Origin of the sequence: uncultured Victivallis sp. (assembly GCA_944389935.1) — a bacterium.
In the GTDB taxonomy this organism is placed as follows: domain Bacteria; phylum Verrucomicrobiota; class Lentisphaeria; order Victivallales; family Victivallaceae; genus Victivallis.
This window is the reverse complement of record CALXOE010000071.1, coordinates 1-12,032: the sequence shown is the minus strand read 5'-3', so window position 1 is coordinate 12,032 and position 12,032 is coordinate 1. Positions and strand designations below refer to the sequence as shown.

Sequence of the window (12,032 nt, the reverse complement as noted above, 5' to 3'; positions counted from 1 at the left end):
AAATCGTATCCGATGAGGTCGCTCGCGTCCGTCTGGAAAGAGAAGACGACACCGCCGCTCTCGACGTTCACTTTCGAGTCGCCGAAGAGTTCGAGCCGCGCGATGCCGCCGCCGTCTGCGACCAGAATCGCGCCGCCGGCGGCGGTGACGGTTTCGGCGCTGCCCGCAAGTTCCAGCATCCCCCCCTCCATGACCGTGACGACGGAGACGGCGCTGCCCGGTTCGAGCTGCAGCATACCGCCCGCGAGAATGGTGACATTGGCGGCGTAGTCGCCGCTCGAAAGCGTGAAATAGGCGGCATCCGCTTCTGCGGAACTGCCGAGAACGAGAGTGTGATATTCGGCCATGATGAGTCGATTCTCCGGATGGGTGCGTAAAAATGTCTTTTTCTAAAATAGCATTCCGTCACTGTGATGTCAATTTCCGGCGCAGGGCAATGGCGAAATTTGTAAAACCATGCGGATGGGTATATAGTAGATCGTGAATGCAGGAGAGGTGATCGATGAGCGATGATCTGAAACCCGCGGCTCCGGGAGACGGAGAGCTGCAGGTGAACGGGGAGGAGGGAGCGTGTTCGACCGGGCTGCGGAAGATCGACGCCGATTCCCCGGAATTTCTCGAGACGGTGTCGAAGTGTCTGCCGGCGGATGTTTCCGATACCGTCATGGAGTTTCATGCCTCATTCCGCAGCCGGTACCGGAGATATGAGATTTTGCTGATCCTGCTGGCTTTGTGCGGAATCGGCTGGTTCGTCTATCTTTACTTTCCCCGGCCGATTCCGGCGCCGTCGCTGAAATTCGCGTGGCATTACCGCGGGCCGCGTTTCCCGGGGGACTCTCCGTTTCTCGATCCATACACCCGTGCCTGCGAAGCGTACAATGACGAGCATTATGAAAAAGCGATCGAAATTCTCCAGGCGCCGCTCAGCAGCATGGAGGAGAAAATCCTGCCCCGGCACGATGCGCTTTTCTACCTCTATTTCGCCTCCTGCGAACGTGCCGGGTCGACACGGGGGGGAATGGGGCCGATCTCCTGGGCGAGGAGACTGGTCGGACAGGATCGGGACAACCTGATGTGGCATTACTTTCTCGTGTTGTCGCAGCGACGGGCATTCCCCTCCTGCGGAAAGTTTTACGAGGAGATCCGGGCGGGAAAATGGCGGGACAACTGGGAGCGGAAACTGCAGGATGTGAATCAGGCGCTCGAAGATCTGCAGATTCTCGAAGAAAAAAGCGACAACCGCCGCCGCCTCCCGCAGCGGGACGAGATCAAAAAGCAGTTGACACTGCTCAAAGCCGAGCTTCTGACATTCAAGTGGATACTCGAGGGCGGCAGGGGCACAGCTGATTTCCCCGACGACAATCTCGGCGATCCCGGTGTCGATGCCCGCGAAGAGGCGTGGCGCCTCATCGATGAGCAGCAGGAACGGCCGTTTGTGGAACTCAAGGTGTTTATTTTGAAAACCCTGCTCGAACAGGACAGCTGGTACAATCAAATCTACTGGAACGGTGCTGCTCACGGTACCAGGACGCCGCTCACGGAGCGTATGAAGCAGGAGGAAGCGGCGCTGACAGGAGGCGGCCGATGAAAGCGTCAGAATGGATGTCGATTGTATGGCGATGGTTGAATGAATCGCCCGGGGGAGGACAGGGGGTCTCCGGTTTCCGCGCGTGGAGATTCTGGGTGGTGCTGCTGCTTTACATGGGGAGTTTTCTCTGTTTCGTGCGCGATCCGTTTTTTCAGCGGGCCGGTGCTTTCACCTATCAGCAGGGGATGGTGACGCTGCTGCTGGCGTTCGTGATCGTCGCGACACTCTGCTGGGAGATGATGCTCTTCGGTCCGCCGCGCGGAGCGAATCTGCTGCTGCAGTTTGCGATGTGTCTGCCGTCGTTTCTCTTCATCGCGCGGATCGTCTCTGCTCCGAGTGCGCCGATGGAGGACGGAAGCTGGTGGGCGGTGGCGCTCAACGGAATCACTTCCATCAGTGATGAAATCGGGATCAGCCGTCTGCTCGAATATGTTCCGTACTGGATTCGCGACCTGTTTCTGAACTGGCAGGTGACGTTGTTTTTCATCGTCATGCTTCTGGCGTTGAGTTTCCGCAAACTCGGGGCGCGCGTTGCGCTGCTCATGCTGCTGATCGCGATCGAGCTCTTCGCCGTTTTTGACCAGGGGGGGGATTCTTTCGGTTTTCTGATCGCCGGGACACTCTGTCTCTTCGCGGGGATGGCGCTGCAGTTCTGCCGCTGGGAGCGCATGACCTACTACGGAAACGTGGTGACCCGCCTCGCGGCCGTGCCGATCGACGAACCCGGTTTGCGTTCGATTCTGCGGATCGCGGTTCAGGGGCGCGAAGACGGCCGCGTGACGGAGGAGGCTGTGCGCCGCATCGTCGCGGGCGAATATGGATTGCCCGGCAGCTCCGCCGAACTTCGCGCCGCCGCGTCGGAGTTGACTGCGCGCATCCTCTACGAGTACCGCATCATGCGCCTGGCCGGGGATGACAGCGGAACGTTTCTCGTTCCTGATGAGAAACTTTGCTGCTGCGAGACGTTGCTCGGCGGACTTGCCGTCTGGCCGCGCGTGATCTTGATTACGCTCATTGCGCTCGCCTGGGTGCTTCTGCCGATCGACCTGGTTCCGGACGCGGTGCCGTTCTTCGGCGTGCTCGACGATGTGGCTGTCACGATCCTCACCGGAATCATTTTCCGGGGGGCGCTGGACCAGACGCGGAAGTGAATTGGTAAAAAAACGGGCGGGAAATGTTTTGCATTCCCGCCCGCCTGGTTGTGCCGGATTACTTCGTTTCAAACGTGAGCTTGTCATCTTTCCGACCGATGACGAGCGTCGAATTCGGCAGGATTTCACCGCCGATGATCTTGCGTGAGACCGGCGTCTCGACGAGTCGGATGATCGCCCGTTTCAGCGGCCGCGCGCCGAACGACGGATCATAACCCTCGTCCGCAAGCAGCTCTTTCGCCTCGGGCGTGACCTCGAGCGCGATCTCCTGATCGGCGAGCCGTTTCGCAAGGCGCTTGAGCTGAATGTCCACGATCTGCTTGATCTCCTCTTTCGTAAGGGCGTGGAAGATCAGCGTCTCATCGATCCGGTTCAGGAACTCCGGCCGGAAGTGGCGGCGCAGTTCGATCATCAGATCCTCTTTGAGCGCGTCAACGTCGCCCGACGCCGCGAGGATGCGGTCGCTGCCGATGTTGCTGGTCATGATGATGATCGTGTTCTTGAAGCTGACCGTGCGTCCCTGCGAGTCGGTCACGATGCCGTCCTCGAGGATCTGCAGCAGGATGTTGAACACATCCGGATGCGCTTTCTCGATCTCATCGAAGAGCACGACCGAGTACGGCCGCCGCCGCACCGCCTCGGAGAGCTGGCCGCCCTCCTCGTAGCCGACGTAGCCAGGAGGCGCGCCGACCAGACGCGAGACACTGAATTTTTCCATGTACTCGGACATGTCGATCCGCACCATTGCGCGTTCATCGTCGAAGAGATCCGCCGCGAGCGTTCTGGCCAGTTCGGTTTTGCCCACACCGGTCGGCCCGAGGAAGATGAAGCTCGCAATCGGCCGATTCGGATCTTTCAGGCCGGCCCGGGCACGCAGCACCGCGTCGGAAACCGCCGAAACCGCCTCGCTCTGACCGATCACCCGTTCATGCAGACGGCTCGAGAGTGCGAGAAGTTTCTCTTTCTCGCTCTGGACGAGTTTCGCGACCGGGATGTGAGTCCAGCGGCTGATGATCGCGGCGATATCCTCCTCATCGACCTCTTCCTTGAGCAGCCGCGATTCACCCGACTCCTTGATCTTCTTCTCGGCATCGGCGATCTGACGCTCGATTCCGGGAATGATGCCGTGTTGGAGTTTCGCGGCCTCTTCATAGTTGTATTCGCGCGTGGCCTTGTCGAGTTTGGCGCGCGCGGTGTCGAGCGATTCGCGCAGCGTGCGCAGATCGGTGATCGCTTTCTTCTCGTTCTCATACCGGGCACGGAGCGCCTTGCCTTCGGTCTTGAGTTCCGCGACTTCGGCTTCGAGGTTTTCCCGCCGTTTGATCGAGGCGGAGTCCTTTTCATGTTTGAGTCCGGTGATCTCGATTTCAAGCTGCATGACGCGCCGTTCGTTCTCGTCGAGCTCCTCGGGGGAGCTGTCGATTTCGGTTCTCAGCGCGGCCGCGGCCTCGTCGACCAGGTCGATCGCCTTGTCCGGCAGGAACCGGTCGGAGATGTACTTGTCCGAGAGCACGGCGGCGGCGACAAGCGCGCTGTCCCGCAGCTTCACGCCGTGGTGCAGTTCGTACCGCTCTTTCAAACCGCGCAGAATCGAGATCGTGTCCTCGACGCTCGGCGGATTGACCAGCACCGACTGGAAACGACGTTCGAGCGCGGCGTCTTTCTCGATGTATTTGCGATACTCGTCGAGGGTGGTTGCGCCGATGCAGTGGAGTTCGCCGCGTGCGAGCATCGGTTTGAGCAGGTTGCCCGCGTCCATCGAACCCTCGGAAGCGCCCGCCCCGACGACGGTGTGCAGCTCGTCGATGAAGAGAATGACCTTGCCTTCGGAGGCGGTGACCTCTTTGAGCACGGCTTTCAGACGCTCTTCAAATTCTCCCCGATACTTCGCACCGGCGATCAGAGCGCCCATATCGAGCGCGACGACCTGGCGATCCTTGAGGTTTTCGGGAACGTCGCCACGCACGACACGGCGCGCGAGTCCCTCGACGATGGCGGTTTTACCGACGCCGGGTTCGCCGATGAGCACCGGGTTGTTTTTGGTCCGGCGGGACAGAATCTGGATCACGCGGCGAATCTCCTCGTCACGGCCGATCACAGGGTCGAGTTTATCCTGCATCGCCATGAGTGTGAGGTCGCGCGAATATTTTTTCAAAGCCTCGAACGTCCCCTCCGGATCGGCGGAAGTCACGCGCTGGTTGCCGCGGACACTCTGCAGCGCCTGCAACACCTTGTCGGCAGTGAGTCCCGCTTTCGTCAGCAGTTCAAGCGCGCTCGAGCCGGTCGCCTGGAACATCGCCAGAAGCAGATGCTCGACGCTCACATACTCATCCTGCATCGACTCGGCCTGGCGGGCGGCGTCGACCAGCAGCGTGCTGAATTCCCGAGACTGGTAAACCTGCTGTTCCGATCCCTCGACGGTCGGCAGTTTTGCGAGCGCCTCGTCAACCTGGGTGTTGAAGAGTTTGCGGCTCACGCCGAGTTTCTCGAGCAGTGAGGGAACGAGTCCATCCTCCTGGCGCATCAATGCGGCCAGAACGTGGATGTCCCGCAGCTCGGTGTTGCGGTTCCCGACGGCGATATTCTGGGATTCCAGAAGCGCCTCGCGGGTTTTGTTCGTCAGCTTTTCCATATTCATAATTCTTTTTCTCCTTCCTGGAAGTCTCGAGCGTTTTTGCAGCAGGAAACATGCCAGTTATTCCTGCCTGCCGCCGTTCCGGGTACTTGTAAAAAATGCAAAGCGGTGTACCTTAACTTTCAGCGGAAATGCGCGGGAAATACCGGGCGGCGGCGGGACAGTTTGTCCCGGATATCGTGACAATCTGGCACAGGAGAGAGCATGCGCGTAGGAGAATCATTTGTCTGTCCCCGCTGTGGCGAGCGGAGCATCGTGAAGTCGAAGAACAAGATGGAGGGGTTTACCCTGATCGGGAAAGTGCTCGTCTGCGCCCTCTGCGGTGCCGAACTCGGGAATCCCGCCGACGGCAGCGCGGAGAAGACGCCGTCCAACTCGGGGCGTCTCGCCGCCCTGCTCGGGGAGTCGGCCCCGCCCGAGGCGAAAGCCGATCTCACGCCCGACGAGGGATATGGCCGCTTCTGTCGGAACTGCGTCCATTTCATCGAACACCCGTTCAAAACCCTCTGCGGCATTGACGGTCATGCCGCGGATCCGATGGGGGAGTGTCCCCGGTTCAAAAAGAAAGAGTAGTCATTATGCTGAAATCCTGTTTTGGTACGCGCGTTGAAAAACGCGCCGCGTTCGAGTCCGCCGACATCTATCCGGTCATCTCCTCCGAATTCTGTCTCGGGCGGCCGGTCGAGGAGATTTTCCGCGCCGTCGCCGAGGGGGGCGCGAAAGTCGTGCAGCTGCGCGAGAAGCATCTGGGCAAGAAAGCGCTCTATGAGCTCGCCGTCCGCTGCCGGATGATCGCCAATGAGTATGGGATTCTGCTCATCATCGATGACCACGCCGACGTCGCTGTCGCCGCCAACGCCGACGGAGTCCATCTCGGGCAGGAGGATCTGCCGATCGCCGCCGCCCGCTCGCTTTCGGAGTCGCTCTGGATCGGCAACTCAACCCACAATCTCGAAGAGGCGCTGCGCGCGCAGCGCGAGGGAGCGGATTGCATCAACATCGGCCCGATCTATCCGACTCAGACCAAGGAGGTCGGCTATGAACCGCTCGGGCTTGAGGCGATGAAAGCGATTCTCCCTTATGTGAATGTTCCTTTCTCGGTCATGGGGGGAATCAAGGCGCGCCACATTCCGGAACTTGTGAAAGCCGGGGTGCGTCACATCGCGATGGTGACTGAAATCACGCAGGCGAAAGATGTTGCCTCGAAAGTGAAGAGCCTCCGGGCGCTGTTCTCATGAGGATCGAAATCCCTGCGGAAGCGGTCTGCCCGCTGCTCGCCTGGTACGAGGCAAATCGGCGATCGCTGCCGTGGCGCGAGGAGCCGACACCGTATCGCGTCTGGATTTCGGAGATCATGCTCCAGCAGACCCGCGTCGAAGCGGTAAAGCCTTATTACGAACGGTTTCTGCGGGAGCTTCCCGATGTCGCGTCTCTCGCGGCGGTCGACGACGGGCGGCTGCTGAAACTCTGGGAAGGGCTCGGATATTACAGTCGCGCGCGGAATCTCAAGAAAGCGGCGCAGCGGATCGTCTCGGATTTCGGCGGGCGGTTTCCCGCTTCGCGCCGGGAGCTGCTGTCGCTGCCGGGGATCGGCGATTACACCGCCGGGGCGATCGCTTCGATCGCACTTTCGCTGCCGGAACCGGCCGTGGACGGCAATGTCCTGCGCGTGATCATGCGGCTCACAGGCTGCCGCGAGGATGTTTCCCGCCCCGCGGTGAAGCTGGCGGTTGCCGACGCTCTGCGGCTCATCTATCCTGCCGGACGTTGCGGCGACTTCACGCAGGCGCTGATGGAACTCGGCGCGCTCGTCTGCCTGCCGAACGGGGAACCGCTCTGCGACAACTGTCCGTGGCGGGAGCTCTGCCGCGCGCGGCGCGAGGAGTCCACGGGGGAGATTCCCGTGAAGAGTCCGAAGAAACCGCGCCGCGAGGACGCCCTCACCGTATTTCTGCTGCGCAACGGCGATTCCGCCGCGTTCCGCCGCCGCCCGAAGAGCGGGCTGCTCGCCGGAATGTGGGAGCTGCCGAACGTCGGAGGGACGCTTTCCGAACCGGCCGCATTCGCGCTCGCGCAGGAGTGGGGTCTTGCTCCGCGTTCCATCGCTCCGGCGGGGGAGGGGACGCACATCTTCACGCACCGACAGTGGAACATGACCGCGTTCCGCATCGAATGCGAGGCTGTGCCCGACACCTTTCGCTGGGTGGATCGGGCCGGTTTTGAAGCCGAACTCGCACTCCCCTCGGCTTTTCGCTGCTTTCTGGACGCGCTCTGGCGCTGAAAAAAAACGCCCCGGAATCTTTCCGGACTCCGGGGCGCGGTCGTTGCCGTTTACTTTCTGGAACGGTCGGAGTAATGCGTATGCAGCAGTTTGTGCGCAAAGTGGCTGCCCGGCTCGCCGAGGTATTCGGCGTAGAGCTGCTGAATGGCCGGATTCTGGTGCGACTTTCGGATCGGCTGGTTGCGGTCGTCCTCGTAGATCGCCTCCATGCGTTTGACGAGGATTTTCCCGTGGCCGTGATGGTAGGGCTGCCCGCCGCCGTTCAGACAGCCGCCGGGACAGGCCATGATCTCGATCGCCTGATAGTTCGCCTTGCCCTGCCGGATCTTCTCGAGCAGCTTGCGGGCGTTGCCGAGGCCGGAACAGACCGCTACGCGCAGTTCGAGCCCGGCGATGGTGACGGTTGCCTCCTTGATGCCCTTGATGCCGCGGACCGCCTTGAAGTCGATCTCCTGCAGATCCTCTTTCGCGAGCCAGTCGGCCGCCGTGCGCAGCGCCGCTTCAAGCACGCCGCCGGTCGCACCGAAGATCACCGCCGCACCGGTCGAGTCGCCGAGCGGGGAGTCATACGGCTGATCGTCGAGTTCCGCAAACTGGATGCCCGCTTCGCGGATCATGTCCGCGAGTTCGCGGGTCGAGATCACGATGTCCACGTCACGGACGCCGTCGTGGCTGAACTCCGGTCGTGACGCTTCATACTTCTTCGCGAGACACGGCATGACCGAAACCACGATGATATCCTGCGGCTTCACACCGATCTTCTCGGCATAGTAGCTCTTCGCGATCGCTCCGAACATCTGCTGCGGCGATTTCGCGGTCGACGGCATGTAGAGCAGATCCGGAAACTGATGCTCGAGGAATTTGACCCAGCCCGGGCAGCAGCTCGTGAGAATCGGCAGATTCTTGTTCTCCCTGATCCGTTCGATGAGTTCACTCGTTTCCTCCATGATCGTCAAATCTGCCGCGAAATCGGTGTCGAACACCTTGTCGAATCCGAGTTTGCGCAGCGCCGCGACCATCTTGCCGGTGCTGATCGAGCCGGGTGCCAGCCCGAACTCCTCGCCGATCGCCACACGCACGGCGGGAGCGGTCTGCACGACGACGGTCTTGGAGGGATCGTTCAGCGCGCGCCAGACCGGATATTTGTAATCGATCTCGCTCAGCGCGCCGACCGGACACGCCTGCACACACTGGCCGCAGAAGACGCACTCGGTTTCGACGAGCGGCTTGAGCCCCGCCGGAGCGACCACCGCCTCGAATCCGCGCCCGACGCCCGAGAGCACCCCGACCGTCTGGATCACATTGCACGCCGTTTCGCAGCGGCGGCACATGATGCACTTGTCGAGATCGCGGGCGATCGCATTGCTCGAAAGGTCCTTGTTGTAGGTGGACTGCTCCCCTTTGTAGAGCAGATGGTGCAGCCCGAGTTCCTGCGCGAGCGCCTGGAGCTGGCAGTTCAAGTTCTTCGGGCAGATGAGGCAGTCTTTCGGGTGGTCCGAGAGCAGCAGATCGAGGATCGTCCGGCGCGCATTGATCGCACGCAGCGTGTTGGTGTGCACCTCCATCCCCTCCGCGACCGGCGTGCTGCACGCCGGGGCGAGATTCGGCCGCCCCTTGACTTCGACCACGCAGACGCGGCAGGAGCCGGAACGGTGTTCGATCTGCAGGCAGTCCATCTTCAAATGGCAGAGAGTCGGAATGTGGATGTCGAGCTGTTCAGCCGCTTCCAGAATCGTCGTACCGGCCTCGACCGAGACCGGGGAGTCGTTGATTTTCAGATTGATCTTCATTTATCAGGGTTATCCTTTCCGGCGGATTGCTCAATGTTTTTCCACGGCGTGGAACTTGCAGACCTGGTAGCACGCGCCGCACTTCAGGCAGCGGGACTGGTCGATCTCGTGCCGCATTTTCCGTTCGCCCGAGATGCAGTTCGCCGGGCAGTGACGGACGCAGAGCCCGCAGCCGACGCACTTGTCGGTGATGGTGTAATGAACGAGTTTCACGCAGACGCCCGCCGGGCAGCGCGACTCTTTCACATGCGCGAGATACTCATCCTCGAAGTTGCTCAGCGTCGAGAGCACCGGGTTCGGCGAGGTCTGACCGAGGCCGCAGAGCGCGGTGTCCTTGATCGTCGCCGAGAGCGTCTTAAGCTTCTCGATCGTCTCGACCGTGCCGAGTCCGTTCGTGATGTCCTCGAGCATCTCGTAGAGTCTCCGGTTGCCGATGCGGCACGGCGTGCACTTCCCGCAAGATTCGTCGAGCGTGAATTCGAGGAAGAACTTCGCGATGTTCACCATGCAGTCGTCCTCATCCATGACGATCATGCCGCCGGAACCCATCATCGAGCCGATCCCCTTGAGCGATTCGTAATCGATTCCGAGGTCGAGATGCTGTTTCGTGATGCAGCCGCCGGAGGGACCGCCGGTCTGAACCGCCTTGAATTCGCGGCCGTGCTTGATGCCGCCGCCGATGCCGAAGATGATCTCCCGCAATGTGCTGCCCATCGGGACTTCGACGAGACCGACTTTCGCGACTTTGCCCGCGAGCGCGAACACTTTCGTTCCGGGTGACCCCTGGGTGCCGATCGAGCGGAACCACTCCGCCCCCTTGCGCACGATCGCGCAGATGTTCGCATAGGTTTCGACGTTGTTGACCACGCTCGGCCGTTTCCAGAGACCCTCGACCGCGGGGAACGGGGGTTTGACGGTCGGTTCGCCGCGCTTGCCCTCGATCGAATGGATGAGCGCGGTCTCTTCGCCGCAGACGAATGCGCCCGCGCCGAATTTGATTTCGATCTTGAAGTCGAAACCGCTGCCGAAGAGGTTCTTTCCGAGCAGTCCGCGTTCCTCGGCCTGCCGGATCGCGATTTCGAGCCGTTTCACCGCGAGCGGATACTCCGCGCGGATGTAGATGACACCGGTCGACGCGCCGATCGCGTAGCCGCCGATCGCCATCGCTTCGAGCACCGTGTGCGGGTCGCCCTCGAGCACGGCACGGTCCATGAACGCGCCCGGATCGCCCTCGTCGGCGTTGCAGATGATGAACTTCTCTCCGGCGGGCTGGTTCGCGGCGAACTGCCATTTGCGTCCGGTCGGGAAGCCGCCGCCCCCGCGTCCGCGCAACCCGGAAGCGGAGATGAGGTCGATCACGTCCTGCGGTTTCATTTCGGTCAGCGCTTTCGCGAGCGCCGTGTAGCCGCCTTCGGCGATGTACTCTTCGATGTTCTCGGGGTTGATCCGGCCCGTGTTCCGCAGAACGATGCGCGCCTGAAATTCCCCGTCGGCCGGGGTTTCGCTCTCGGGATAGTACCAGTTGCGGTCGATCGTGCGGGTCCCGGTCGCGGGGGCGTCGGTTCCGGCGGCGAGAATCGCCGGAATCTGCTGCGGCGTCACATCGCCGTAAATCAGCCGCTTGCCCGATTCGCGGTCGAGAAGCATGATGACCGGCTCGGCGTAGCAGAGGCCCATGCAGCCGACTTCACTGACTTCGATCGCGTTTTCGAGGCGGCGTTCGGTGATCTCGTCCCTGATCGCCTTGAGCACAGGCTGGGTTCCGGCGGCGATGCCGCAGGTGCCGAGCGAAACGAGCAGTTTCATCGGCGGACGGGGACGCGCGTTCAGCTGCCCGGCGGTCTCCGCGAGTTGTACGGGGGATTCAATTTTCATAAAAAACTACTCCAGAAATGGTTGCATTTTTTTTGATTCATCGGGGAGCGGTGTCGGGCGGGAGAATCACTCTCCGCACTCTTTCAGGATATCCGCGACTTTTTCCGCGGTCATGTTGCCGTAGACCTTGTCGTTGACCATGACGACGGGCGCGAGGCTGCACGCCCCGACGCAGCGCAGCGCTCCGAGGAAGAATTTGCCGTCCGGAGTGCTTTCACCCTCCTTGATCCCGAGCCGGGTCTTGAATTCGTTGAGTACTTTCTGCGCGCCTTTCACGAAACAGGCGGTTCCGGTGCAGACATTGATCTTGTAACGGCCGACCGGCTTGTCTGTGAAGTAGCTGTAAAAACTGATCACGCCGTACACTTCGGCGCGGGAGATGTTCAGCGCTCTGGCGACGAACTCCTGAACCTCTTCGGGAAGGTATCCGAAAATGCTCTGCGCACGATGCAGAATCTGGATCAGGTAACCGCGCCGGCGGTCCGGAATGGAATCTACGTTCAGCGACGCGATGAAACGTCCGAGTTCGTCGAATTTCGCCGCTTCCTCCGGAGTACGGGTCGGGGAGGTCGCGGCGCACTGGCACTGACAGCTCATATTTGTTCTCCTATGATAAAATTCCACTTCGATGCCGGGAAAAACTCAATTTTTTACGAGTTTGAATTGAGTAAAATCCTCAAACATCCAATTGTTTTTTAATGTTCGATACACG

The 12,032-nt window shown here is 60.9% G+C and carries 10 protein-coding genes; 5 read left to right on the top strand and 5 right to left on the bottom strand.

Annotated features, from left to right (window positions below; genetic code table 11):
• Positions 1-347: hypothetical protein (locus Q0J85_RS14695; protein ID WP_294482977.1), on the bottom strand; the 347-nt coding region annotated here is incomplete at its 3' end.
• Positions 348-502: 155 nt separating this feature from the next.
• Here Q0J85_RS14695 and Q0J85_RS14690 point away from each other — a divergent pair.
• The gene (locus Q0J85_RS14690; protein ID WP_294482975.1) at positions 503-1,588 is read left to right on the top strand and encodes a hypothetical protein; all 1,086 of its coding nucleotides are present in this window, start codon (positions 503-505) and stop codon (positions 1,586-1,588) included.
• A complete protein-coding gene (locus Q0J85_RS14685) occupies positions 1,585-2,739 on the top strand; it encodes a YkvA family protein (protein WP_294482973.1) in 1,155 nt (384 codons plus the stop codon). Before Q0J85_RS14690 ends, Q0J85_RS14685 begins: the two co-directional genes overlap by 4 nt.
• A 58-nt stretch (positions 2,740-2,797) precedes the next feature.
• Here the strand turns inward: Q0J85_RS14685 and clpB are convergent, their stop codons facing one another.
• The gene (gene clpB, locus Q0J85_RS14680) at positions 2,798-5,377 is read right to left on the bottom strand and encodes an ATP-dependent chaperone ClpB (protein ID WP_294482972.1); all 2,580 of its coding nucleotides are present in this window, start codon (positions 5,375-5,377) and stop codon (positions 2,798-2,800) included.
• A 201-nt stretch (positions 5,378-5,578) separates the two neighbouring features.
• On the opposite strand from clpB, the gene Q0J85_RS14675 reads away from it, so the two are divergent.
• The 3 genes from Q0J85_RS14675 to mutY are packed head-to-tail and all read left to right on the top strand — an operon-like array spanning position 5,579 to position 7,655.
• Positions 5,579-5,947 carry a hypothetical protein gene (locus tag Q0J85_RS14675; RefSeq protein WP_294482970.1) on the top strand — a complete coding sequence of 123 codons (369 nt, stop codon included), beginning with the start codon at positions 5,579-5,581 and terminating at the stop codon, positions 5,945-5,947.
• A 5-nt stretch (positions 5,948-5,952) separates the two neighbouring features.
• On the top strand, positions 5,953-6,612 hold the full coding sequence (thiE, locus tag Q0J85_RS14670) for a thiamine phosphate synthase (RefSeq protein WP_294482968.1): 660 nt from the start codon (positions 5,953-5,955) through the stop codon (positions 6,610-6,612).
• A complete protein-coding gene (gene mutY, locus Q0J85_RS14665; RefSeq protein WP_294482967.1) occupies positions 6,609-7,655 on the top strand; it encodes an A/G-specific adenine glycosylase in 1,047 nt (348 codons plus the stop codon). The genes thiE and mutY overlap by 4 nt, the downstream gene beginning before the upstream one ends.
• Before the next feature lie 50 nt (positions 7,656-7,705).
• Here the strand turns inward: mutY and Q0J85_RS14660 are convergent, their stop codons facing one another.
• The 3 genes from Q0J85_RS14660 to nuoE form a co-directional block, all read right to left on the bottom strand.
• The gene (locus Q0J85_RS14660; protein ID WP_294482965.1) at positions 7,706-9,445 is read right to left on the bottom strand and encodes an NADH-dependent [FeFe] hydrogenase, group A6; all 1,740 of its coding nucleotides are present in this window, start codon (positions 9,443-9,445) and stop codon (positions 7,706-7,708) included.
• 30 nt (positions 9,446-9,475) lie between these two features.
• The gene (locus Q0J85_RS14655; protein ID WP_294482962.1) at positions 9,476-11,320 is read right to left on the bottom strand and encodes an NADH-ubiquinone oxidoreductase-F iron-sulfur binding region domain-containing protein; all 1,845 of its coding nucleotides are present in this window, start codon (positions 11,318-11,320) and stop codon (positions 9,476-9,478) included.
• A 66-nt stretch (positions 11,321-11,386) separates the two neighbouring features.
• Positions 11,387-11,917, bottom strand: coding sequence for an NAD(P)H-dependent oxidoreductase subunit E (gene nuoE / locus Q0J85_RS14650; protein ID WP_294482958.1), 531 nt, complete (start codon positions 11,915-11,917; stop codon positions 11,387-11,389).
• Between the last annotated feature and the right edge of the window lie 115 nt (positions 11,918-12,032).

Excerpts from the sequence above, each read along its gene's own strand:
- Q0J85_RS14690 (WP_294482975.1), top strand. The coding sequence starts at position 503 with ATGAGCGATGATCTGAAACCCGCGGCTCCGGGAGACGGAGAGCTGCAG.
- Q0J85_RS14685 (WP_294482973.1), top strand. The coding sequence starts at position 1,585 with ATGAAAGCGTCAGAATGGATGTCGATTGTATGGCGATGGTTGAATGAA.
- clpB (WP_294482972.1), bottom strand. The coding sequence starts at position 5,377 with ATGAATATGGAAAAGCTGACGAACAAAACCCGCGAGGCGCTTCTGGAA.
- Q0J85_RS14675 (WP_294482970.1), top strand. The coding sequence starts at position 5,579 with ATGCGCGTAGGAGAATCATTTGTCTGTCCCCGCTGTGGCGAGCGGAGC.
- thiE (WP_294482968.1), top strand. The coding sequence starts at position 5,953 with ATGCTGAAATCCTGTTTTGGTACGCGCGTTGAAAAACGCGCCGCGTTC.
- mutY (WP_294482967.1), top strand. The coding sequence starts at position 6,609 with ATGAGGATCGAAATCCCTGCGGAAGCGGTCTGCCCGCTGCTCGCCTGG.
- Q0J85_RS14660 (WP_294482965.1), bottom strand. The coding sequence starts at position 9,445 with ATGAAGATCAATCTGAAAATCAACGACTCCCCGGTCTCGGTCGAGGCC.
- Q0J85_RS14655 (WP_294482962.1), bottom strand. The coding sequence starts at position 11,320 with ATGAAAATTGAATCCCCCGTACAACTCGCGGAGACCGCCGGGCAGCTG.
- nuoE (WP_294482958.1), bottom strand. The coding sequence starts at position 11,917 with ATGAGCTGTCAGTGCCAGTGCGCCGCGACCTCCCCGACCCGTACTCCG.